General features: G+C 61.1%; 20 protein-coding genes and 2 tRNA genes. 18 read left to right on the forward strand and 4 right to left on the reverse strand.

Features of this window, described 5'->3' with window-relative positions; translation table 11 throughout:
• The first annotated feature begins 33 nt into the window (after positions 1 to 33).
• From PST29_RS02810 to PST29_RS02865, 12 genes are all read left to right on the forward strand, one after another.
• Positions 34 to 894, forward strand: coding sequence for an NAD(P)H-hydrate dehydratase (locus PST29_RS02810; RefSeq protein ID WP_060842324.1), 861 nt, complete (start codon positions 34 to 36; stop codon positions 892 to 894).
• Positions 882 to 1,352, forward strand: coding sequence for a tRNA (adenosine(37)-N6)-threonylcarbamoyltransferase complex ATPase subunit type 1 TsaE (gene tsaE, locus PST29_RS02815; protein ID WP_060837261.1), 471 nt, complete (start codon positions 882 to 884; stop codon positions 1,350 to 1,352). Before PST29_RS02810 ends, tsaE begins: the two co-directional genes overlap by 13 nt.
• Positions 1,353 to 1,355: 3 nt before the next feature.
• Entirely contained in the window at positions 1,356 to 2,783 is a 1,428-nt protein-coding gene (locus PST29_RS02820; RefSeq protein ID WP_197662855.1) for an N-acetylmuramoyl-L-alanine amidase, read from the forward strand.
• On the forward strand, positions 2,780 to 4,690 hold the full coding sequence (gene mutL, locus PST29_RS02825) for a DNA mismatch repair endonuclease MutL (protein ID WP_060842325.1): 1,911 nt from the start codon (positions 2,780 to 2,782) through the stop codon (positions 4,688 to 4,690). Before PST29_RS02820 ends, mutL begins: the two co-directional genes overlap by 4 nt.
• On the forward strand, positions 4,690 to 5,661 hold the full coding sequence (gene miaA / locus PST29_RS02830) for a tRNA (adenosine(37)-N6)-dimethylallyltransferase MiaA (RefSeq protein WP_060842326.1): 972 nt from the start codon (positions 4,690 to 4,692) through the stop codon (positions 5,659 to 5,661). Before mutL ends, miaA begins: the two co-directional genes overlap by 1 nt.
• Positions 5,662 to 5,753: 92 nt before the next feature.
• Positions 5,754 to 6,014 carry an RNA chaperone Hfq gene (hfq, locus tag PST29_RS02835; protein ID WP_007921378.1) on the forward strand — a complete coding sequence of 87 codons (261 nt, stop codon included), beginning with the start codon at positions 5,754 to 5,756 and terminating at the stop codon, positions 6,012 to 6,014.
• A 12-nt stretch (positions 6,015 to 6,026) separates the two neighbouring features.
• Positions 6,027 to 7,328: a ribosome rescue GTPase HflX gene (gene hflX / locus PST29_RS02840; RefSeq protein ID WP_060842327.1), complete on the forward strand. Its 1,302-nt coding sequence runs from the start codon at positions 6,027 to 6,029 to the stop codon at positions 7,326 to 7,328.
• Positions 7,329 to 7,424: 96 nt separating this feature from the next.
• Positions 7,425 to 8,603 carry an FtsH protease activity modulator HflK gene (hflK, locus tag PST29_RS02845; protein ID WP_047283685.1) on the forward strand — a complete coding sequence of 393 codons (1,179 nt, stop codon included), beginning with the start codon at positions 7,425 to 7,427 and terminating at the stop codon, positions 8,601 to 8,603.
• On the forward strand, positions 8,603 to 9,472 hold the full coding sequence (gene hflC, locus PST29_RS02850) for a protease modulator HflC (RefSeq protein ID WP_016965257.1): 870 nt from the start codon (positions 8,603 to 8,605) through the stop codon (positions 9,470 to 9,472). Before hflK ends, hflC begins: the two co-directional genes overlap by 1 nt.
• Before the next feature lie 292 nt (positions 9,473 to 9,764).
• The gene (locus PST29_RS02855; protein WP_016965258.1) at positions 9,765 to 10,952 is read left to right on the forward strand and encodes an ATP phosphoribosyltransferase regulatory subunit; all 1,188 of its coding nucleotides are present in this window, start codon (positions 9,765 to 9,767) and stop codon (positions 10,950 to 10,952) included.
• A 54-nt stretch (positions 10,953 to 11,006) separates the two neighbouring features.
• Positions 11,007 to 12,299: an adenylosuccinate synthase gene (locus tag PST29_RS02860; RefSeq protein WP_047283686.1), complete on the forward strand. Its 1,293-nt coding sequence runs from the start codon at positions 11,007 to 11,009 to the stop codon at positions 12,297 to 12,299.
• A gap of 139 nt (positions 12,300 to 12,438) precedes the next feature.
• Entirely contained in the window at positions 12,439 to 14,373 is a 1,935-nt protein-coding gene (locus PST29_RS02865; protein ID WP_060837265.1) for a methyl-accepting chemotaxis protein, read from the forward strand.
• A 64-nt stretch (positions 14,374 to 14,437) separates the two neighbouring features.
• Here the strand turns inward: PST29_RS02865 and PST29_RS02870 are convergent, their stop codons facing one another.
• The 4 genes from PST29_RS02870 to PST29_RS02885 form a co-directional block, all read right to left on the reverse strand.
• The gene (locus PST29_RS02870; protein ID WP_060842328.1) at positions 14,438 to 16,003 is read right to left on the reverse strand and encodes an ABC transporter permease; all 1,566 of its coding nucleotides are present in this window, start codon (positions 16,001 to 16,003) and stop codon (positions 14,438 to 14,440) included.
• Complete coding sequence (locus PST29_RS02875) at positions 16,003 to 17,028, reverse strand: extracellular solute-binding protein (protein WP_060837267.1); 1,026 nt, start codon at positions 17,026 to 17,028, stop codon at positions 16,003 to 16,005. The genes PST29_RS02870 and PST29_RS02875 overlap by 1 nt, the downstream gene beginning before the upstream one ends.
• A 184-nt stretch (positions 17,029 to 17,212) precedes the next feature.
• Positions 17,213 to 17,299 (reverse strand) — tRNA-Leu (locus PST29_RS02880).
• A 165-nt stretch (positions 17,300 to 17,464) separates the two neighbouring features.
• Positions 17,465 to 17,551: transfer RNA gene (locus tag PST29_RS02885), tRNA-Leu, on the reverse strand.
• Between the two features lie 226 nt (positions 17,552 to 17,777).
• Here PST29_RS02885 and rnr point away from each other — a divergent pair.
• The 6 genes from rnr (at position 17,778) to rplI (ending at position 23,501) form a co-directional block, all read left to right on the forward strand.
• The gene (gene rnr / locus PST29_RS02890; RefSeq protein ID WP_060842329.1) at positions 17,778 to 20,405 is read left to right on the forward strand and encodes a ribonuclease R; all 2,628 of its coding nucleotides are present in this window, start codon (positions 17,778 to 17,780) and stop codon (positions 20,403 to 20,405) included.
• On the forward strand, positions 20,402 to 21,163 hold the full coding sequence (rlmB, locus tag PST29_RS02895; protein ID WP_060842330.1) for a 23S rRNA (guanosine(2251)-2'-O)-methyltransferase RlmB: 762 nt from the start codon (positions 20,402 to 20,404) through the stop codon (positions 21,161 to 21,163). The genes rnr and rlmB overlap by 4 nt, the downstream gene beginning before the upstream one ends.
• Before the next feature lie 249 nt (positions 21,164 to 21,412).
• A complete protein-coding gene (gene rpsF / locus PST29_RS02900) occupies positions 21,413 to 21,838 on the forward strand; it encodes a 30S ribosomal protein S6 (protein WP_011058949.1) in 426 nt (141 codons plus the stop codon).
• A gap of 28 nt (positions 21,839 to 21,866) precedes the next feature.
• Positions 21,867 to 22,097, forward strand: a complete 231-nt coding sequence (gene rpsR / locus PST29_RS02905; protein WP_002551829.1) for a 30S ribosomal protein S18 — start codon at positions 21,867 to 21,869, stop codon at positions 22,095 to 22,097.
• A 36-nt stretch (positions 22,098 to 22,133) separates the two neighbouring features.
• Positions 22,134 to 23,033, forward strand: a complete 900-nt coding sequence (locus PST29_RS02910) for a hypothetical protein (protein WP_060837270.1) — start codon at positions 22,134 to 22,136, stop codon at positions 23,031 to 23,033.
• A gap of 21 nt (positions 23,034 to 23,054) precedes the next feature.
• A complete protein-coding gene (gene rplI / locus PST29_RS02915; RefSeq protein WP_007921484.1) occupies positions 23,055 to 23,501 on the forward strand; it encodes a 50S ribosomal protein L9 in 447 nt (148 codons plus the stop codon).
• Positions 23,502 to 23,567: the final 66 nt, after the last annotated feature.

A 23,567-nucleotide genomic window follows, 5' to 3' on the forward strand; every position in this document is an offset into this window, starting at 1 on the left:
ATAATTCTGCCAGACATCGGAGCCCTGAGACGCATGCCGCAGACAAAACACCCATTACCTGACGTTCAGTTGCTGACTGGCGGTCATTTGCCGCGCTTGAACGGCCGGCCTGTGGATGCCCATAAGGGCCAGTTCGGCCATCTGTTGCTGATCGGCGGCGACCGCGGCTTGGCCGGCGCCGCGTTGTTGAGCGCGGAAAGTGCCTTGCGCAGTGGCGCGGGAATGGTTTCCCTGGCGACCCGCAGCGAGCACGTGGCGGCTGCGCTGGCGCGCCTGCCGGAAGTCATGACCCAGGGCACTCATTCGGCCAACCAGTTGATGGGGCTGCTGGCCAAGGCGTCGGTGTTGGTGGTCGGCCCAGGGCTGGGGCAGGGGGCGTGGGGACGCAGTCTGTTGTCCGCGGCGGCCAATGCACCCTTGCCTCAAGTCTGGGATGCCGATGCCTTGAACCTGCTGGCGCAAGGCGAGCTGCAACTGCCAGTTGGCAGTGTGATCACGCCCCATCCTGGTGAGGCGGCTCGTCTGCTGGGCCTGACCAACGCGGAGGTTCAGGCCGATCGGCCGGCGGCGGCCCGGGCCTTGAGCGCAAAATATGCGGCGGTTGCGGTGCTCAAGGGCGCCGGCAGCTTGATCGCCGGTCCCGATGGGCAGCTGGCGCGCTGTGATGCCGGGCACCCGGCGATGGCGACCGCGGGGCTGGGGGATGTACTCGCGGGGCTGATTGGTGCGTTGCTGGCGCAGGGGCTGTCGGCGTTCGATGCGGCTTGCCTGGGTGTCTGGCTGCATGCCAGCGCCGGCGAGCGACAAGGAAAATTGGGCCGTGGGCTGGCGGCCAGTGATCTGATTCCAGCCATTCGTCAGTTGTTGGAGGAGCAATCACCGTGTCTGAGTTAACCCTTTTTCTGGCCGACGAGCAGGCCATGGTGGAATTTGGTGCACGCATTGCTCAGGTCACCCAGGGGGTGGGGGTGATTTTTCTCGAGGGCGACCTGGGGGCGGGTAAAACCACCTTGTCCCGAGGGATCATCCGCGGGCTGGGGCATGCAGGGGCGGTGAAGAGCCCGACCTTCACCCTGGTGGAGCCCTACGAGATAGGCGCGGTGAGGGCCTTTCACTTCGATCTGTACCGTTTGGTGGACCCGGAGGAGCTGGAATTTCTGGGCATCCGCGACTACTTCGAAGGCGATGCGCTGTGCCTTTTGGAGTGGCCCCAGAAGGGTGCAGGCTTTTTGCCAAAGCCTGACCTGACCATTACCATTACCCCGCATAACAATGGGCGTTCTGTGCATCTGTTGTCTCAAGGCTCGCGAGGCGAGTCTTGGTGTGCCGCTTTGGCGTTGGAATTCAAATAATTGATGGGGTTAGGTATGCGCATTCGCGCGTTGGTTGCTGTCGTAGGACTGTTGCTTACGGCATTGGCCGTCGATGCTGTGGCCGCTACACAGGTTCGCAGCGTCCGCCTGTGGCGGGCACCGGATAACACGCGACTGGTCTTCGACCTGTCCGGCCCGGTTCAGCACAGCGTCTTCACCCTGACGGCCCCGGATCGTCTGGTCATCGATATCAATGGTGCAACCCTCGGTGGCCCGCTGAATGTCGCCACGGCCAACACCCCCATTACGGCCATGCGCTCGGCGCAGCGTACCCCCAGCGATTTGCGGGTGGTCATCGACCTGAAAAAGGCCGTTACACCGAAAAGCTTCACCCTGGCGCCCAACGCGCAGTACGGCAATCGCCTGGTGGTCGATCTGTTCGACAATCCATCCGACGCGGCGCCGCCTGCTGCCCCGCCACCGACAGTGACCACCGTGCCCGCCGTGCCGGTCACGCCTGCTGAACCGGCGATCAAGCTGCCTCCGGCGCCGGCCGGCAAGCGCGACATCATCGTGGTGATCGATGCCGGTCACGGCGGTGAAGATCCGGGCGCATCCGGCTCTCGTGGTCAGCACGAGAAGGATGTGGTGCTGGCCATCGCCCGCGAGTTGCAGCGCCAGGTCAATGGCCTCAAGGGCTTCCGCGCCGAGCTGACTCGGACTGGCGACTACTTCATCCCGTTGCGTGGACGTACCGAGATTGCGCGGAAGAAGGGTGCAGACCTGTTCGTCTCGATTCACGCCGACGCCGCGCCTTCGGCTGCCGCCTTTGGTGCTTCAGTGTTCGCCCTGTCCGAACGCGGCGCCACCTCGGAAACCGCCCGCTGGCTGGCGGACAGTGAAAACCGCTCCGACCTGATTGGCGGGGCCGGTAACGTCAGCCTCGATGACAAGGACCGGATGCTGGCCGGGGTGCTGCTGGACCTGTCGATGACCGCGTCGCTGACTTCGAGCCTGAATGTGGGGCAGAAAGTCCTGAACAACATTGGCCGGGTCACGCCCTTGCACAAGCAGCGGGTGGAGCAGGCCGGGTTCATGGTGCTCAAGTCGCCGGATATTCCATCGATCCTGGTGGAAACCGGCTTCATCTCCAATTCCAATGAAGCCTCGAAGCTGGCCACCGCCAGTCATCAGCAGGCCCTGGCGCGCTCCATCAGCAGCGGCGTGCGGCAGTTCTTCCAGCAGAATCCGCCACCCGGCACTTACATTGCCTGGCTGCGGGACTCCGGCAAGATTGCCCAGGGACCTCGCGATCACCGGGTCAACCCCGGAGAAACCCTGGCCATGATCGCCGTGCGCTATCAGGTGTCGGCGGCCACCCTGCGCAGTGCCAACAATCTGAAAAGCGATGAGTTGAAAGTGGGCCAGGTCCTGACCATCCCCGGTACAGAATTGGCGGCCAAGGAATGAGTGATTCGGTAATCAGCGGCGCGCGCATCGAGCTGCTCAGTCCGCGGCTGGCCAACCAGATTGCAGCAGGCGAGGTTGTCGAGCGCCCTGCCTCGGTGATCAAGGAGCTGTTGGAAAACAGCCTGGACTCCGGCGCCAAGCGCATCGATGTGGATGTCGAACAGGCTGGGGTCAAGCTGTTGCGGGTCCGCGATGACGGTGGCGGTATCTCCTCCGACGACCTGCCGTTGGCTCTGGCACGGCACGCCACCAGCAAGATCCGTGACCTGGAAGACCTGGAGCGGGTAATGAGCCTGGGGTTCCGGGGCGAGGCCCTGGCCTCCATCAGTTCCGTGGCGCGCCTGACCCTGACGTCGCGGACCCGGGATGCCGAGCAGGCCTGGCAAGTGGAAACCGAAGGTCGGGACATGGCGCCGCGGGTTCAACCGGCGGCCCATCCGGTGGGTACTTCGGTGGAAGTGCGCGACCTGTTCTTCAATACACCGGCGCGGCGCAAGTTCCTCAAGGCCGAGAAAACCGAGTTCGACCATCTGCAGGAAGTGATCAAGCGCCTGGCCCTGGCGCGCTTCGATGTGGCTTTTCACTTGCGCCACAACGGCAAAAGTATCCTCAGCCTGCACGAAGCCAAGGACGACGCGGCTCGCGCCCGGCGTGTGGCGGCGGTTTGCGGTTCGGGCTTCCTGGAGCAGGCGCTGCCCATCGAGGTCGAGCGCAATGGCCTGCATCTATGGGGCTGGGTGGGGTTGCCAACCTTCTCCCGCAGTCAGGCGGACTTGCAGTATTTCTACGTCAACGGTCGTGCGGTGCGGGACAAACTGGTAGCCCACGCGGTTCGCCAGGCTTATCGCGATGTGCTGTTCAACGGGCGGCATCCGACTTTTGTGCTGTTTTTCGAGGTCGATCCTTCGGCGGTCGACGTCAACGTGCACCCGACCAAGCACGAAGTGCGCTTCCGCGATGGGCGCATGGTCCACGACTTCCTGTATGGCACCTTGCACCGGGCCCTGGGGGATGTGCGCCCCGAAGATCAATTGGCGGCGCCGGCAGCGGTGGCCGGTATCGTGCGCCCGACCGGTATCGAAGCCGGTGAGTTCGGACCGCAAGGCGAAATGCGCCTTGCCGCGAACCTGGCACTGGAGCAGCCGCAGTCCCAGCCGGGTTTCAGCGCTCCGGGTTCCGCGGCCGGCAGCGGCTATCAGTACCAGTACACTCCGCGTCCCCAGCCGGTATTGCCGGCGGCGGAATCCCAGGGCGTCTATCGCGAATTCTTTGCCCCGCTGCCCGGTGCGGCGGCGGCCACCCTGCCGGAAGGGCAGGAGGACATTCCGCCTCTGGGCTACGCCCTGGCCCAGCTCAAGGGCATCTACATCCTTGCGGAGAATGCGCTGGGCCTGGTGTTGGTGGATATGCACGCCGCCCATGAGCGGATCATGTACGAGCGCTTGAAGGTGGCGATGGCCAGCGAAGGCTTGAGTGGCCAGCCGCTGCTGGTGCCGGAGTCGATTGCCGTCAGCCAGCGTGAAGCCGATTGCGCGGAAGAGCATGCCACCTGGTTTCAGCGGCTGGGCTTTGAGTTGCAACGCCTGGGGCCCGAGTCCCTGGCGATCCGGCAGATTCCGGCGCTGCTGAAGCAGGCCGAAGCCAATCGCCTGGTGCACGATGTGCTTGCGGATCTGATGGAGTACGGCACCAGCGACCGGATCCAGGCTCATCTCAACGAGCTGCTGGGGACCATGGCCTGTCACGGTGCCATTCGCGCCAATCGGCGTCTGGCCGTGGCGGAAATGAACGGCTTGCTGCGGGATATGGAAAATACCGAGCGCAGTGGCCAGTGCAATCATGGTCGACCGACCTGGACCCAATTGGGTCTGGACGATTTGGACAAACTCTTTCTGCGCGGCCGTTGATGACTCAGCTTCCTCCAGCGATTTTCCTCATGGGCCCGACCGCTGCGGGCAAGACCGACCTGGCCATCGAGCTGAGCAAGGTGCTGCCTTGCGAGTTGATCAGTGTCGACTCGGCGCTGGTCTATCGCGGCATGGACATCGGCACCGCCAAGCCTTCCAGGGAATTGCTGGCGCAATATCCCCATCGCCTGATCGACATTCTCGATCCCGCAGAAAGCTATTCAGCGGCGGACTTTCGGACCGATGCCCTGGCGGCGATGGCCGATATCACCGCGCGGGGCAAGATTCCGCTGCTGGTGGGCGGCACCATGCTGTACTACAAGGCGCTGCTCGAAGGTCTGGCGGACATGCCGCCGGCGGACCCTCAGGTGCGGGCCGAGCTTGAAGAAGAGGCCCGGCGTCTGGGATGGCAGGCGCTGCATGATCAGTTGGCGGCGGTGGATCCGGAGTCGGCCGCCAGGATCCATCCCAATGATCCCCAGCGTCTGACTCGGGCACTGGAAGTCTATCGGGTCAGTGGGCTGACGATGACCGCTCATCGTCAGCGTCAATTGGCGCAAAGTACTGAAGCAGGCGCATCGGGACGCGGTCAATTGCCCTATACTGTCGCCAATCTGGCCATCGCTCCGGCGAATCGTCAGGTACTGCACCAGCGTATTGCACAAAGATTCACACAAATGTTGGAACAGGGATTCATTGATGAGGTCGTAGCTCTGCGCTCCAGAAGTGACCTGCACGCCGGGTTGCCGTCTATACGTGCTGTGGGCTACCGCCAAGTCTGGGATTACCTGGATGGCAAACTGACGTCAGCCGAAATGCAGGAGCGGGGCATCATCGCCACGCGCCAATTGGCGAAGCGGCAGTTCACCTGGTTACGCAGTTGGGCTGACCTGCAATGGTTGGACAGCCTGGATTGCGACAATCTGCCACGCGCCTTGAAATACTTAGGGACGATCTCCATATTGAGCTGAGTCCTTGCAATTGCCGTCTATCCTTGGGGGTGTGACGGTTTTAGCTATCTGTTTTCCGATTTTTATTATTGATCCTTAAAGGAGTGCGGCACATGTCAAAAGGGCATTCGCTACAAGACCCTTACTTGAATACATTGCGTAAAGAGAAAGTTGGGGTATCCATCTATCTGGTTAACGGAATCAAACTGCAAGGCACGATCGAGTCCTTTGACCAGTTCGTCATCCTGCTGAAAAACACCGTCAGCCAAATGGTTTACAAGCACGCTATCTCTACAGTGGTTCCGGTTCGCCCAATTCGTCTGCCTAGTGCATCCGAATCCGAACAGGGTGACGCTGAGCCAGGTAACGCCTGATAGGAGTCTCCTTTGTTCTTTGAGCGCCACGGTGGTGGTGAACGGGCCATTCTCGTTCACTTGGATGGTCAGGACCCTGAGGCGCGCGAAGATCCGCAGGAGTTTCAGGAGCTGGCATTATCGGCCGGCGCCGAGACCGTCGCGTTTGTTAGCGTGCCGCGTCATCGGCCAACCGCCAAATACCTGGTTGGCAGCGGCAAGGTCGAGGAATTGCGCGACCTGGTCAAAGCCGAACAGGTAGACCTGGTGATTTTCAATCACATCCTCACGCCCAGTCAGGAACGTAACCTCGAACGTGTATTCGAGTGTCGCGTGATTGATCGCACGGGCCTGATTCTCGATATCTTCGCTCAGCGTGCGCGCACCCATGAAGGCAAGCTCCAGGTTGAACTGGCCCAGCTTGAGCACATGAGCACGCGGCTGGTCCGTGGCTGGACTCACCTTGAACGGCAGAAAGGCGGTATCGGTCTGCGCGGTCCGGGTGAAACCCAGTTGGAAACCGACCGGCGCCTGCTGCGAGTGCGTCTGCGGCAGATCAAGGCGCGCCTGGAAAAGGTTCGCAGTCAACGTGAGCAGGCCCGCCGTGGCCGCAAACGTGCCGACATTCCTTCGGTGTCGCTGGTGGGCTATACCAACGCTGGCAAGTCCACGTTGTTCAATGCTGTCACCGCTTCCGATGTGTTCGCCGCCGACCAGCTGTTCGCTACCCTCGATCCGACTTTGCGCCGCTTGGAGCTGGATGACCTGGGGCCGATTGTATTGGCCGATACCGTGGGATTCATTCGTCACCTGCCGCATAAGCTGGTGGAGGCATTTCGAGCTACCCTCGAAGAGTCCAGCAACTCCGACCTGCTGCTGCACGTGATCGATGCGCATGAACCCGAGCGTACTGCCCAGATCGAGCAGGTGATGGTGGTGCTGGGCGAGATCGGGGCTCAAGACTTGCCGATCCTGGAGGTCTATAACAAACTCGATTTGCTCGAGGGTGTGGAGCCGCAGATCCAGCGCGATCCGGACGGCAAGCCGCAGCGAGTCTGGCTGTCGGCCCGTGACGGCCAGGGGCTGGATCTGCTCAAGCAGGCCATCGCGGAACTGCTGGGTGAAGATTTGTTCGTGGGCACCTTGCGCTTGCCTCAACGTTTTGCTCGACTGCGAGCACAGTTTTTCCAGTTGAACGCTGTGCAGAAAGAAGATCATGACGACGAGGGTGTCAGTTTGCTGGCTGTTCGCCTGCCGCGGGCCGAGTTGAATCGGCTGGTCAGTCGCGAAGGTTTGCAGCCGTCGGAATTCATCGAGCAACACACTTTGCAATAAAAGCCTGGGCAAGCGGTTGTGCCGCTGTAGCAGGCATTCTGTAGCATTGGTCGGCGCGCCGTGGGTGCGTCTTTGCTTTATCAGATGGAGAGCGCTATGGCTTGGAATGAGCCGGGTGGCAACTCGAATAATCAGGACCCTTGGGGTGGTAAGCGCCGCAATAATGGCGATCGCAAGGGGCCACCAGATCTCGACGAGGCCTTCCGTAAGCTGCAGGAAAGCCTGAATGGGTTGTTCGGTGGTGGTAAGAAACGTGGTGATGACGGCGGTAGCTCCGGCAAGGGCGGTGGTTTCGGCTTGCTGGGTATTGGTCTTGTCGTGCTGGCGGCCGTGTGGCTGTACAGCGCGGTTTATGTAGTCGATGAGCAGGAGCAGGCCGTGGTGCTGCGCTTCGGCAAATACTACGAAACCGTCGGCCCGGGTCTGAACATCTACTTCCCGCCGATCGATCGCAAGTACATGGAAAACGTCACGCGCGAGCGTGCCTATACCAAGCAGGGGCAGATGCTCACTGAGGACGAGAACATCGTCGAAGTGCCGCTGACCGTGCAGTACAAGATCAGCAACCTGCAGGACTTCGTGCTGAACGTGGATCAGCCGGAAATCAGCCTGCAGCATGCGACTGACAGCGCCCTGCGCCATGTGGTGGGTTCAACCGCCATGGACCAGGTGCTGACTGAAGGCCGTGAATTGATGGCCAGCGAGATCAAGGAGCGTCTGCAGCGTTTCCTCGACAACTACCGCACCGGTATCACCGTGACTCAGGTGAACGTACAGAGCGCAGCTGCACCGCGTGAAGTGCAGGAAGCCTTCGACGACGTGATCCGTGCCCGTGAAGATGAACAGCGCTCGCGCAACCAGGCTGAAACCTATGCCAACGGCGTAGTGCCGGAGGCTCGCGGTCAGGCTCAGCGCATCCTCGAGGACGCCAACGGTTATCGCGACGAAGTGGTTTCTCGGGCCAAGGGTGAGGCAGATCGTTTCACCAAGCTGGTTGCCGAATACCGCAAGGCTCCTGAAGTCACCCGTCAGCGCCTGTACCTGGACACCATGCAGGAAGTCTTCAGCAACACCAGCAAGGTGTTGGTGACCGGCAGCAAGGGTGGGCAGAACAACCTGCTCTACCTGCCGCTGGACAAGATGATCGACAGTGGTCGTAGCGGCGCTGCTCCGGTAACGGGCTCGGCTTCTGCGGCCAGCAATGAAGCGAACGCGCGCGCTGCGGCTGATCATATGCAGCAACAGCAGCAGACGCGTTCTAGGGAGAGTCGCTGATGAGCAATAAATCGCTGATCGCCCTGATCGTGGGTGTTGTCGTGGCGGTGGTTGCCTGGAACAGCTTCTACATCGTCGCTCAGACCGAGCGTGCGGTGTTGCTGCAGTTCGGTCGTGTGGTCCAGGCTGATGTCCAGCCCGGCCTGCATGTGAAAGTGCCCTACGTGAACCAGGTGCGTAAGTTCGACGCGCGCCTGATGACCCTGGATGCACCGACGCAGCGCTTCCTGACTCTGGAAAAGAAAGCCGTGATGGTGGATGCCTACGCCAAGTGGCGGGTCAAGGATGCCGAGCGCTTCTACACCGCCACATCCGGTCTCAAGCAGATCGCCGACGAGCGTCTTTCTCGTCGCCTGGAATCGGGCCTGCGTGACCAGTTTGGTAAGCGCACCCTGCATGAAGTGGTTTCCGGCGAGCGTGACGCGCTGATGGCGGATATCACCGCTTCGCTGAACAAGATGGCCGAGAAGGAACTGGGTATCGAAGTGGTCGATGTCCGGGTCAAGGCGATCGATCTGCCGAAGGAAGTGAACCGCAGCGTGTTCGAGCGCATGAGCACCGAGCGTGAGCGTGAGGCTCGCGAGCACCGGGCCAAGGGTAACGAGCTGGCAGAAGGCATTCGTGCCGACGCTGATCGTCAGCGGCGTGTGTTGCTGGCTGAAGCCTATCGCGAGTCTGAAGAAGTGCGCGGTGATGGCGATGCCCAGGCGGCGGCGATCTATGCCAAGGCCTACGGTCAGGATCAGGAGTTCTACGCGTTCTATCGTAGCCTGCGTGCCTACCGTGAAAGCTTCGCGAACAAATCCGACGTCATGGTCCTGGACCCAAGCAGCGACTTTTTCCACTATCTGGAAAAGTCCAAGCCTTGATCAGGCCCTGATCCGGGAACACCCCGCCGGGCGGCTAAAATGCCTCGCGGGGTGATCCTTTGGTAAAACGGGTGTATGATGCGGCAGCCGGGAAATTCCCGGCTTTTTTGCGTCTGCATCTTTGATTGGCCGTGGTTCGTTCAAGAGCCCGGTAAGATTTTTCGAGGAAAATGGTCTGTACAGCTGATTTCTGGCTGCCTGTCCGGCTGAGCTCGCGTCGGATGCGACTGTTTTCTGCTTCACTCTAAGGCTGGCCGAAGGCTTGCCGCCCGGACCATAGGGGAATGGCGTAATGGCAACGGTAGACCGCTGGCTGCTGCCAGATGGCATCGAAGAAGTATTGCCGCCGGAAGCGGCGCGCATTGAAGTAGCGCGTCGTCAGGTGTTGGATCTGTTTCAGAGCTGGGGTTACGAGTTCGTCGTTACTCCCCATATCGAATACCTGGAATCCCTGTTGACGGGCGCCGGCCAGGACCTGGATCTGCGCACCTTCAAGGTCATCGACCCGCAATCGGGCCGGCAGATGGGTTTCCGTGCCGACATCACGCCACAGGTGGCGCGTATCGACGCTCACACTCTGCGTCGCGAAGGGCCGAGCCGCCTGTGCTACGCCGGCAGCGTGCTGCATGCGCAGCCCCGAGCCTTGTCGTCCTCGCGCAGCCCGATCCAGCTGGGCGCCGAGTTGTATGGCGATGCCAGCCCAAGCAGCGACGTCGAGGTCATCAGCCTGATGCTGGCCATGCTGCAATTGGCCGATGTGCCGGATGTGCACATGGATCTGGGGCATGTGGGTATCTACCGTGGCCTGGCTCAGGCGGCCGGTCTGTCCGGTGCCGTAGAGCAACAATTGTTCGATGCCCTGCAGCGCAAGGCGATCGATGAAGTCATCAGCCTGACCCAGGGCCTGCCCGCCGATCTGGCGGACATGCTGCGCTCCCTGGTGGAGTTGTGCGGCAGTCGCGAAGTACTGAGTGATGCCCGTCGCCGCCTGGCTGGCGCACCGACTTCGGTGCTGCTGGCGCTGGATGAGTTGCTGACCATTGCCGAGCGCTTGTCGGTGCGTTTCCCTGATTTGCCGCTGTACTTCGATCTGGGCGAGCTGCGTGGTTACCACTACCACACCGGTGTGGTGTTCGCGGTGTTCGTGCCGGGCGTGGGTCAATCCATTGCCCAGGGCGGTCGTTACGATGACATCGGCGCGGACTTCGGGCGTGCCCGTCCGGCGACCGGTTTCTCCACCGATTTGAAAACCCTGGTGACCCTGGGGCGTGCTGAAGTCGAGCTACCGTCCGGCGGTATCTGGATGCCTGACAGCACTGACGCGGCACTCTGGCAGACCGTCTGCCAGTTGCGCAGTGAGGGTCAGCGTGTCGTTCAGGCGTTGCCTGGACAACCTTTGGCCGCCGCCCGTGAAGCGGACTGCGACCGGCAATTGATTCAGCAGAATGGGCTTTGGCAAGTATTGCCGCTGGCTTCTTGAGTTTTCCTGCCGGCGGCTGCCGGCACCAAGTTTGCGCGAATGAGGACAAGTGTTATGGGTAAGAATGTCGTAGTCCTGGGCACCCAGTGGGGTGATGAGGGCAAAGGCAAGATCGTTGATCTGCTGACCGAACATGCCGCCGCCGTAGTGCGCTACCAAGGTGGCCACAACGCTGGCCACACCCTGGTGATCGACGGTGAGAAGACCGTGCTGCACCTGATTCCGTCCGGCGTGCTGCGCGAAGGCGTGCAGTGCCTGATCGGTAACGGCGTGGTGGTAGCACCGGATGCCTTGATGCGTGAAATCGTCAAGCTGGAAGAGAAAGGCGTGCCGGTGCGCGAGCGTCTGCGCATCAGCCCTTCCTGCCCGCTGATCCTGTCCTACCACGTAGCCCTGGACCAGGCTCGCGAGAAGGCCCGTGGCGAGCAGAAGATCGGTACCACCGGTCGCGGCATCGGCCCGGCTTACGAAGACAAGGTTGCCCGTCGTGGCCTGCGCATCGGTGATCTGTTCCACCGCGAGCGTTTCGCCGCCAAGCTGGGCGAGTTGCTGGACTACCACAACTTTGTCCTGGTCAATTACTACAAAGAGCCGGCCATCGACTTCCAGAAGACTCTGGACGAATGCATGGAGTACGCCGAGCTGCTCAAGCCGATGATGCTCGACGTCACCGCCGAGCTGCACCAACTGCGCCGCGCCGGCAAGGACATCATGTTCGAAGGTGCCCAGGGCTCGCTGCTGGACATTGACCACGGTACCTACCCGTACGTCACCAGTTCCAACACCACCGCCGGCGGCATCGCCACCGGTTCGGGCGTGGGCCCGATGTACCTGGACTACATCCTGGGCATCACCAAGGCCTACACCACTCGCGTGGGTTCGGGTCCATTCCCGACTGAACTGTTCGATGACGTCGGTGCGTTCCTGGCCAAGCGTGGCCACGAGTTCGGTGCTACTACCGGTCGTGCCCGTCGTTGCGGCTGGTTCGACGCCGTGATCCTGCGTCGCGCCATCGACGTCAATAGCATCTCGGGCCTGTGCCTGACCAAGCTGGACGTGCTGGACGGCCTGGAAACCATCAACATCTGTGTCGGTTACAAGAACCAGGATGGTGCAGTCATCGACGCGCCGACCGACGCCGACAGCTACATCGGCCTGGAGCCGGTGTACGAGCAGATGCCGGGCTGGAGCGAATCGACCCTGGGCGCCAAGACCCTGGAAGAGCTGCCTGCCGCCGCCCAGGCCTACATCAAGCGCATCGAAGAACTGGTCGGCGCGCCGATCGACATTATTTCGACAGGTCCGGACCGCAACGAAACCATCGTTCTGCGCCATCCGTTCGCTTGATAAGTCGTTGATGTAAAAACCAAAGGGCCCTTGATGGGGCCCTTTGTCGTTTCTGCTCGCCGCGCGGCACGACCCTTGCTGTGAAATCCACTTCTAGAGTGCCATCAGAATAATGGCGTCAAAAGTAGAGGGATTTCCTGTGTCGGCCGTTCTCTCACTGTTACAAAGCCGTTTACTGCGGCCTGTGTTCGTTACCCTCGGTATCGCCCTTTTGGTGCAGGTAGTGCTCGCTGTTGCCCTGACTCGGAGCACGGTGACTGCCCTGGAGGCCGATCTGGCTTCGCGTTTGGGGGTTGATAGCCAGAAGTTGTCTGGCGAACTCGAGCAGGCAGGCAAGGAAGTCACTTCCAGCCTGGAAAGCCTGTCCAGCAGCACCCGTCAGCGTCTGACCGCGGGCCTGTCTTCCCGTCTCAAGGAAGAGCAGGTGCAACTGCGTGCGGCCCTGGAAAAGGACCTGAAGGACTCCGCCAATGACATGGCTCAGTTGCTGGCCTCCGTGGCGCCTCGTGCCATGTGGGACAGTGATGTGCCGACTTTGTCCGAGTTCGCACGACGTGCTCAGCGTAATCCCAACGTGTTGTTCGTGGTTTATGACGATGCTGCGGGTGAACACCTGACGCGTTACCTGAACCGCGAGAATCCGATCAACAAGGCCCTGCTGGAGAAGGGCAAGGGCGATCGGGCCTTGGACAAGGTGCTGGATGCGGCCAAGAACGATCCTTCGGTCTACTACCTGGAGGCATCGATCAACCCTAATGGGGTCGAGATCGGCAAGGTGCTGATGGGGGTGTCCACGGCTTCTGTGGAAGCGGATATTGCCGCCCTGGATCAGCGTTTTGGGGCATTGATCGCCAGCAGTGACCAGTTGGTCGGCGACAGTCTCAAGGGGGCCTCTGCCGACAGTTCGGCGGCCATGCGTTCACGCTTGCAGTCGGCCCAGGCCACTGCCGCGCAGATGCAGGCCAATACCACCAGCACGGTGCAAGAGGCGGCAGCGACGCTGCGCTGGCAGATTGGCGTGGGCCTGGCGCTGGTGGGGCTGGCTTTGCTGCTGTTGCTGGCGGTGGTGCTGGGGCGGCGCGTGGTGAACAAGTTGCACCTGTTGATTTCCGCCCTCAATGACTTGGCAGCAGGTGAGGGGGATCTGACCAAGCGTGTGCCGCTCAACAGCAATGATGAGATCGGCGACATGGCCTCGGCGGTGAATCGCTTTGTGGATAAGTTGCAGCCCATCGTGCGTGAGGCGGGGGATGTGGCGCAGCGTACCGGTGTCGAGATCGGCGCCATGAGCCTGCGTAATGCCGGGGCGGATGCGGCGGCCGAAGCGCAGCGCGACGAGGTGGCGGAAAGCCTGCGGGCACTGTCGCAGATGGCTGATGAAGCCCAGGCGGAAAGCCAGGCGATGCAGGCGGCGCTGCAGCAGGTGGTGGAGATCCGTCAGGCCACTGACGAGAACACCCGTACCTCTGAGCAGGTCGGCAACCTCATCGAGGCCTTGGCCGGGCAGGTGGATACCGGGGCCAAGGTGATCGAGCGCCTGGCGCAGCAGAGCGAGCAGATCGAGGTGGTGCTGACGGTGATTCATGGCATTGCCGAACAGACCAACCTGCTGGCGCTGAATGCGGCGATCGAAGCGGCGCGCGCCGGTGAAACCGGGCGCGGGTTTGCCGTCGTGGCGGATGAGGTGCGAGCCCTGGCCAGCAAGACCCAGAGTTCCACTGGCGACATCCAGGCCCATATCGGCGCGCTGCAGCAGGGCGCGCGGGAGGCGGTGGCGGCCATTGGTCAGGCTGGGCGTCAGGCCAGCGAGGGCTTGCTGGTGCTGCGTGACAGTGCTCGCCTGCAGCAGACGGTGCAGTCTTCGGTCGAGCAGGTACATGCCGCCATTGGCCTGGCCACCCAGGCCGCGGCCCATCAGGCTCAAGGCGCGCAAGCGGTGCGTGGGCGGGTGGAAACCATCCATGCCCAGGCCGAGCGGGCGGCCCAGGCGGTGGTGGAAACCACCGCCAGTGGCAAGGTGCTGGACAGCCTGGCGGCGCAGCTCAAGGCCAGTCTCGGCCAGTTCCGCGCCTGATGCTTCGCTGATAAGCCGGCTCCTGCACCGTTGCGCAGGAGTCGGCTTGTTGGCGCAACCCTTCTCAGCGACTCAAATACATCCGCGTCGTCAGCAGATAGACCGGCAGCCCCGATACCAGAATCAGCAGCGCCGCATAAGGTGCCGCCGCCGCAAACTCCACATTCGCCGTATGCGCCCAGACCTCCGTGGCCAGGGTGTTCAGCCCTGTCGGGCTGAGGAGCAGTGTCGCGGTCAGCTCTTTCATGGCGTCCAGAAACACCAGGGCGAATGCTGCGCCCAGTGCGGGGAAGATGATTGGCAGGGTCACCCGGCAGAAAGCGCTGAACGACGATGCGCCGAGGGTTCTGGCCGCTTCTTCCAGCTGTGGCGCCGCCTTGTTCAGTGCTGTGCGGATCGGCGCCTGGGCCAGCGGCAGGAACAGCAAGGCATAGGCGATCAGGAGCAGCGCTGAGGTTTGATACAGCGCTGGCACATAGTGCAGGGCGAAATACACCAGGGTCAGGGCGATCACCAGGCCTGGCAGGGCGTGCAGCAGGTAGGGCAAGCGTTCGGCCCAGAGCGCCAACGGCCCCTTGTAGCGCACCACCAACAGGCCTACTGGCACCGCCAGCATCAGGCACAGGCCGGCACCGCCCAGCGACAGCGCCAGGGAGGAAAGCAGCGCCTCGCTGATGGCGGCCACTGGAAAGGCGGCTGATGAGCCTACCGCCAGCCAGTAGGCGAGCATGCCCAGGGGGATGCCGCTGCCGATCACGGTCAGCAGCAGGCAGTAGAGTTGTCCCCCTGCGGACCAGCGCCCCAATCGCACTTGTTCGGCGTGTCGTGCTGCGCCCTGGCCGGTGCGCACATGGCGACCCTTGCCGCGGGCCCGCAGTTCCAGGCCCAGCAGAATCAGGCACAGCGCCAGCAGCACGGCTGAGAGCATGGCGGCGTTGGCGTTGCTGAATTCCAGCTCGAATTGCTGGTAGATCGCCGTGGTAAAGGTTTGCAGGCCGATGATCGACAGGGCGCCGAATTCCACCAGCATGTGCAGGGCGATCAGCAGCGATCCGGCCAGCAGAGAAGGCCAGAGCAGGGGCAGGGTGATCTTAAAGAACACGCCCCAGCGATTTTGTCCCAGGGTTCGCGCCGATTCCTCGAGGGCCGGGTCGAGATTGCGCAAGGTGGCTGCCACCGGCAGGAACACCAGCGGGTACTTGGACAGGGTCATCACCAGGATCGCACCGCCCAGCCCTTCGAATCCCGAACTCAGGGACACCCAGGTAAAGCTGCTGACAAAAGCCGGCACGGCGAAGGGCAGGCACAGCACCACGCCCCAGATTCGCCGCCCCGGCAAATCGCTGCGTTCCAGCAGCCACGCCAGGGACAGGCCGATGATGGCGCAGGCGATGGTCACCCCGCACATCAGCAGCAGGGTGTTGCTTAGCAGGCGCAATACGTAGGGGCGCCATAGCAGGTGCAAGGCTTCCGCCCAGCCGGCCTGCCAGGCCTTGAGCCCGACATAGAGCAGCGGTAGCAGGCTCAGGCAGACCAGCAGCAGGACCGGCAGCAGCAACCAGATCGAAGGCCGCTTGCGCCTCGGCACGTAGGGCGTGCGTGAGGCGAGTGGCGATAGCGGTGGGTTCATCAATTCAGGCCGACGTCGCGTTCCAGGTCCAGGGCTTGCTCGGCGTTGCCCAAGTCGGCTGGGGTCACCTTGGGTGCCTGCAATTCGCTGAAGGGCTTGAGCCCGCGATTCGATTCCATGCCTTTATGCAGCGGGTATTCGGCGGTGGTCTGGGTGATCACTCGCTGACCTTCTTCGCTGGCCATGTAGGCGAGTAGTTGCTGGGCTTCTTTGGGGTGCTTGCTGGACTTGAGCACTGCGGCGCTGGAGACGGTGATCAGGCCGCCGACGTCGCCGTCGGTGAAGTAGTGCAGTTTGGAGTCCAGCTGGCCTTTTTCCCGTTGCAGGGCGAACCAGTAGTAGTTGTTCACCAGGACCGTGGCGACTTCGCCGTTCTCCACGGCTTTCAGCGCCACCATGTTGTTGCTGTAGACCTTGCCGAAGGCGCGCAGCCCGGTCAGCCACTCCTCGGCAGCGTCCATGCCATGCAGCTTGATGATGGCTACGGCCTGTTCCTGGAAGGCGCCGCTGGTTGGTACGAAGCCGACCTTGCCTTGCCATTGTGGTTGGGAGAATTCCAGCACGGATTTGGGCAGGTCTTTCTCGTCGATCAGTTTCGGGTTGAAGGCCACCACCCGTACCCGTGCCGTGACACCGATCCAGGTGCCGTTGCCAGCTACGTATTCCTTGGGCAGCACGGCCAGGGTTGCCGCGTCGGTCTGGGCCAGCAGGCCCTGTTCGCCGAGCTTGTTCAGGGGCGGGGATTCTTCGGTATAGATGACGTCGGCGGGCGAGCGCTCGCCTTCCTCGACGACTTGGCTGGCCAGCTGGTTGCTGCTGCCTTTGCGCACGTTGACGTGAATTCCGGTCTTGGCCTCGAAGGCCTTGGCGACGGCGTCGCCGACTTCCTTGTGCTGGCCGTTGTACAGGGTCAGGGAAATCTTATCGGCTGCCTGGGTGAGTGGAGATGCCAGGGTCAGTCCCAGCAAAGTGATGGTCAAGCCACGCAGAAGGGATGTTGAAAGGAGGGTGTTTCTGAACATCATTCGCAGGTTTCCTCACTGTTGTGCCGCAAAAACTTGTAACAATCATAAACGATATTGTTTCTCATGTGCGCTTTGCGGGTTGGGCTGTGGGTGAGGAGGGGGGAAATGGCTGAGGGCAGAAACGCAAAAACCCGCTTTCGCGGGTTTTTGTGAGACTTGAAAGCGTTGCTCTCAAGTTTTGAATTGGTGCCCAGAAGAAGACTCGAACTTCCACGACCTTGCGGTCACCAGCACCTGAAGCTGGCGTGTCTACCAATTTCACCATCTGGGCAGTATCGACGTCGTCGCCGTGTCGATGGAGCGCACTATACGGATCGTGTTTTGATCTGTAAACCCCTGTTTTGGATTTATTAAATCAAACACTTAGAATGCAAAAACCCGCTTTCGCGGGTTTTTGTTTGAGTCTTGAAACTGATCTAATCTCAAGCTCTTGAATTGGTGCCCAGAAGAAGACTCGAACTTCCACGGCCTTGCGGCCACCAGCACCTGAAGCTGGCGTGTCTACCAATTTCACCATCTGGGCAGTATCGCTGACGTCTCCGTCGTCGATGGCGCGCACTATACGGAGGCTCCTTTGAGCTGTAAACCCCCGATTTCAAAAAAGTTTGAAAAAAGTCATCGGCGGCATGCATAAGGATGTTTCTGAAGCGAAGGGGCGGATTTTTCCAGCGTTGTCTGAGCCTGAAATTTCCCGTTTCAATACGCGTATGCCAAACTAACCCGCATATAGACAAGGTGAAATTTATCTAATGGCCGATTGGCAGTCCCTCGATCCCGAGGCCGCTCGTGAAGCGGAAAAATACGAAAACCCTATTCCTAGCCGCGAACTCATCCTCCAGCACCTTGCTGACCGGGGTTCGCCTGCTAGTCGCGAGCAGCTGGTAGAAGAGTTCGGTCTGACCACAGAGGACCAACTGGAAGCCCTGCGTCGCCGCCTGCGCGCCATGGAGCGCGATGCTCAACTGATCTACACCCGCCGGGGTACTTATGCACCGGTGGATAAGCTCGACCTGATCCTGGGCCGTATCAGCGGTCATCGCGACGGTTTCGGCTTCCTGGTGCCGGATGATGGCAGTGATGACCTGTTCATGAGCCCCGCGCAAATGCGTCTGGTCTTCGATGGCGACCGCGCTCTGGCCCGGGTTTCCGGCCTGGATCGTCGTGGTCGTCGCGAAGGCGTGATCGTCGAAGTGGTGTCCCGTGCCCATGAAAGCATCGTGGGTCGTTACTTCGAAGAAGGCGGTATCGGCTTCGTGGTGGCGGATAACCCGAAGATCCAGCAGGAAGTTCTGGTCACTCCCGGTCGCAATGCCAACGCCAAGATCGGTCAGTTCGTTGAGGTGAAAATCACGCACTGGCCAACGCCGCGCTTCCAGCCGCAAGGCGACGTGATTGAAGTGGTGGGCAACTACATGGCTCCAGGCATGGAGATCGATGTCGCCCTGCGTACCTACGACATCCCTCATGTCTGGCCCGAAGCCGTGCTCAAGGAAGCCGGCAAGCTCAAGCCGGAAGTGGAAGAGAAGGACAAAGAGAAGCGCATCGACCTGCGTGACCTGCCTTTCGTCACCATCGACGGCGAAGACGCTCGCGACTTCGACGATGCGGTGTTCTGCGAAGCCAAACCCGGCAAACTGCGCCTGTTCGGTGGTGGCTGGAAGCTGTATGTGGCGATCGCCGACGTGTCCAGCTACGTGAAGATTGGTTCGGCCCTGGACGCCGAAGCCCAGGTGCGCGGCAACTCGGTGTATTTCCCCGAGCGGGTGATCCCGATGTTGCCGGAGCAGTTGTCCAATGGCCTGTGCTCGCTGAACCCGAAAGTCGATCGCCTGGCCATGGTATGCGAGATGACCATCTCCAAGTCCGGCGAGATGACCGACTACCAGTTCTACGAAGCGGTGATCCACTCCAAGGCGCGTCTGACCTACAACAAGGTCAGCACCATGCTCGAGCAGCCGAAAACCAGCGAAGCCAAGCAGCTGCGCGGCGAGTATGGCGATGTGCTGCCCCACCTCAAGCAGCTGTATGCGCTGTACAAGGTATTGCTCGGTGCTCGCCATACCCGTGGCGCCATCGACTTCGAAACCCAGGAAACCCGGATCATTTTCGGCTCCGAGCGCAAGATCGCCGAAATTCGCCCGACCACCCGCAACGATGCCCACAAGCTGATCGAGGAGTGCATGCTGGCCGCCAACGTGGCCACTGCCGAGTTCCTCAAGAAGCATGAGATCCCGGCGTTGTACCGGGTGCACGATGGTCCGCCGCCGGAGCGCCTGGAAAAGCTGCGCGCCTTCCTTGGCGAGCTGGGCCTGTCCCTGCATAAAGGCAAGGACGGCCCGACGCCGAAGGACTACCAGGCACTGCTGGAAACCATCAAGGATCGTCCGGATTACCACCTGATTCAGACCGTGATGCTGCGTTCCCTGAGCCAGGCGGTGTATAGCGCCGATAACCAGGGCCACTTCGGCCTGAATTACGAAGCCTATACCCACTTCACCTCGCCGATCCGTCGCTACCCGGACCTGCTGACCCATCGGGCCATCCGCAGTGTGATTCACTCCAAGCAAGACACGCCGCACGTGCGTCGAGCTGGAGCGATGACCATTCCCAAGGCGCGTATCTACCCGTACGACGAAGCCACCCTGGAACAGCTCGGCGAACAGTGCTCGATGAGCGAGCGCCGTGCCGACGAGGCCACTCGCGACGTAGTGAACTGGCTCAAGTGCGAGTTCATGAAGGATCGCGTCGGCGAGTCCTTCCCGGGGGTCATCACTGCGGTGACCGGTTTCGGTCTGTTCGTCGAACTCACCGATATCTACGTCGAAGGCCTGGTGCATGTCACTGCCTTGCCGGGTGACTACTACCATTTCGATCCTGTGCATCACCGCCTGGCGGGCGAGCGCACCGGGCGCAGTTTCCGCCTGGGCGACACCGTGGAAGTGCGGGTCATGCGCGTCGATCTGGATGAGCGCAAGATCGACTTCGAGATGGCCGAAAAAACCATCAATGCCCCGATCGGCCGCAAGAAGCGCGGTGTCGCGGACGTGCCTGCAAGCAAGGCGGTAGAAGAGCCGGCGCCGGCCAAGGCGGGGCGTCGCAGCTCCACCAAGGAGAAGGCGGTCGAGGCTTATCGTCCGAGCGACGCGGCGGCGAAAAACGCCGAAGTACGCAAGAGCCGCGAAATGAAACGGGCGCTGCTGGCAGAAGCCAAAAGCGGTGGTAAAGCGGCGTCTGGGGGAAAGTCCGGCAAATCGGCTCCGGCCAGAGACAGCGACCGTCCAGCCAAGCCGAGCAAACATCGTAAAGGTCCGCCCAAGGCGGGCTCTGCTTCCGGCGCGAAAAGCGGCGGGGCGCGCAAACCTAAGGCCAAGTCATGAGTCAGTTGGAAAAGATCTACGGCGTACATGCTGTAGAAGCGTTGCTGCGTCACCATCCCAAGCGGGTCAAGCAGATCTGGTTGGCTGAAGGGCGCAGTGACCCACGGGTTCAGGTACTGGTGGATCTGGCGGCACAGAACCGTGTGTCGGTCGGTCAGGCCGAGCGTCGCGAAATGGATGCCTGGGTTGAAGGCGTGCATCAGGGCGTGGTGGCGGAAGTCAGCCCGAGCCAGGTGTGGGGCGAGGCCATGCTCGACGAGCTGCTGGACCGTACCGAGGGCGCGCCGCTGTTGCTGGTGCTCGATGGCGTGACCGACCCGCACAACCTTGGCGCCTGCCTGCGCACCGCCGACGCAGCCGGTGCCCTGGCGGTGCTGGTGCCCAAGGACAAGTCGGCGACCCTGACACCAACCGTGCGCAAAGTGGCGTGCGGTGCTGCGGAAGTGATTCCGCTGGTGGCGGTGACCAACCTGGCGCGGACCCTGGAAAAGCTCCAGCAGCGCGGCCTGTGGATCGTCGGCACCGCCGGCGAGGCCGAACAGGAACTGTACGATCAGGACCTGACCGGCCCCACCATCATCATCATGGGCGCCGAAGGCAAAGGCATGCGGCGCCTGACCCGCGAACACTGTGACTACCTGGTGCGCCTGCCAATGGCGGGCAGCGTCAGCAGCCTCAACGTCTCCGTGGCCACGGGCGTCTGCCTGTTCGAAGCCATGCGTCAACGTAGCGTCAAGGCTTCGACTTCTCGCAAATAACAAACTTAAGCTGCAAGCGGCAAGTTACCAGCGCCAAGCGCTTTGACTTGTCGCTTGAAGCTCGTGGCTTGCAGCTGCTGTTCAAATAATCACCAATTGCCTTGCGCCGCTGTTCCCCCTTCTCTACAATTGCGCCCCTTGCCGTGACGGCAGGCGCATATGTGCCTATCTGTGGCAAGACACACCAGTGTCATTCACTCCTTGTCTGACCGCTTATAGGCGGCAGGCTACAACCCGTAAGGAGCATTCATGCGTCATTACGAAATCATCTTTTTGGTCCACCCGGATCAAAGCGAGCAAGTCGGCGGCATGGTTGAGCGTTACACCAAGCTGATCGAAGAAGACGGCGGCAAAATCCACCGTCTGGAAGACTGGGGCCGTCGTCAACTGGCCTACGCAATCAACAATGTTCACAAGGCTCACTACGTGATGCTGAACGTTGAGTGCACCGGTAAAGCCCTGGCCGAGCTGGAAGACAACTTCCGTTACAACGATGCTGTGATCCGTAACCTGGTCATCCGTCGCGAAGAAGCCATCACTGGCCAATCCGAGATGCTCAAGGCTGAAGAAAACCGCAGTGAGCGCCGTGAGCGTCGTGACCGTCCTGAGCATGCTGACAGCGCCGATGGCGATGACAGCGACAACAGCGACGCCAGCGATAACGCTGACGAGTAATCCACGGACCTTTTGAGGAGCCAATTACATGGCACGTTTCTTCCGTCGTCGTAAATTCTGCCGCTTCACCGCTGAAGACGTGAAAGAGATCGATTACAAAGATCTCAACACTCTGAAAGCCTACGTATCCGAGACCGGCAAAATCGTTCCAAGCCGCATCACCGGTACCAAAGCTCGTTATCAGCGTCAGCTGGCCACCGCTATCAAGCGCGCCCGCTTCCTGGCCCTGCTGGCCTACACCGACAGCCACGGCCGCTGAGATCGGGCAGTCGACAAGTAGTAAGGGATTGAATGCATGCGCGCCTTAGCTGAGTTCATCATGCGCGGTCGTGTGCAGGCCACTCTGGTAGTGGCTGGCTGTTCGGCATTGCCGTTGTTGTATTGGTTGAGTGCTGCCGCCGGGAGCCTAGTGCTTCTGCGGCGCGGATTGAAGGATGCCCTTGGCGTCCTTGCTCTGGGAGTGCTGCCAGGTTTGTTCTGGTGGCTGATGTTCGATGATCCACGGGCGCTTCTGGTGCTGCTGGGGTCTTCGAGTCTTGCGTTGGTTTTGCGCGCAAGCGAGTCCTGGAACCGCGTGCTGCTGGTCAGCATAGCGATAGGGTTGGTGTTTGCTGGAGTCCTGGGGGCGGCTTACCGCTCGCAGATCGAAGCGCTGGCGCAGGAATTGATAAAAGTCCTGCCGATGGCCTTTGGTGAGGTCTACCAGCAGTTACCGGTGGAAGACCAAGCTCGTCTTGCCACGCTGGTTGCACCGGTCCTGACCGGCCTGATAGCGGCCTTGTTGCAAGCCGTCAGTGTGCTGAGCCTGATTCTCGGGCGTTACTGGCAGGCTGTGTTGTATAACCCGGGCGGTTTTGGGCGCGAGTTTCGGGCCATCAGAATCCCTCTTGGGCCAGCGATGTTGCTGCTGGCGTGCATGCTGGTAGGGCCGAATTTCGGACCACAACTGGCCATGCTGACGCCGATGTGCAGTATCCCGCTGGTTTTTGCCGGGCTGGCCCTGATTCACGGGCTGGTGGCACAAGGGCAGCTGGCCAGGTTCTGGCTGGTGGGGTTGTACGTCACGCTGTTGCCGTTCATGCAACTGATCTATCCGTTGCTCGTGGTTGTGGCCATTGTCGACAGTCTGGTTGATTTTCGCGGTCGTTTGGCGCCGAAAGACGCTGATAACGGCTCTGCGAACGGTGAAGGTTAAAAGTTAAGAGGTTATTACCAAATGGAACTGATCCTGCTGGAAAAAATCGCCAACCTGGGCAACCTGGGCGATAAGGTAAACGTTAAGGCTGGTTACGGCCGTAACTACCTGCTGCCTTTCGGCAAAGCCACCGCTGCTACCGCTGCCAACCTGGCTGCGTTCGAAGCGCGTCGTGCCGAGCTGGAAAAACTGGCTGCAGAGAAGAAGGCTTCTGCCGAAACTCGCGCTGCGCAACTGGCTGAGCTGGAAGTGACCATCACTGCCACCGCCGGTGACGAAGGCAAGCTGTTCGGTTCGATCGGCACCCACGACATCGCTGATGCACTGACCGCCTCGGGCGTTGAAGTGGCAAAAAGCGAAGTTCGTCTGCCGAACGGCACCATCCGCAACGTAGGTGAATTCGACGTAGCCGTGCACCTGCACGCTGAAGTTGAAGCAACCGTACGCGTTGTCGTGGTGGCTGCTTAAGCAGTACCAAATCGTCTGGCACCTTGTGTGGCTGACGGTTAACATCGGGCACGATCCTGTTTACAG

The organism is Pseudomonas sp. St29 (assembly GCF_001547915.1).
Classification (GTDB): domain Bacteria; phylum Pseudomonadota; class Gammaproteobacteria; order Pseudomonadales; family Pseudomonadaceae; genus Aquipseudomonas.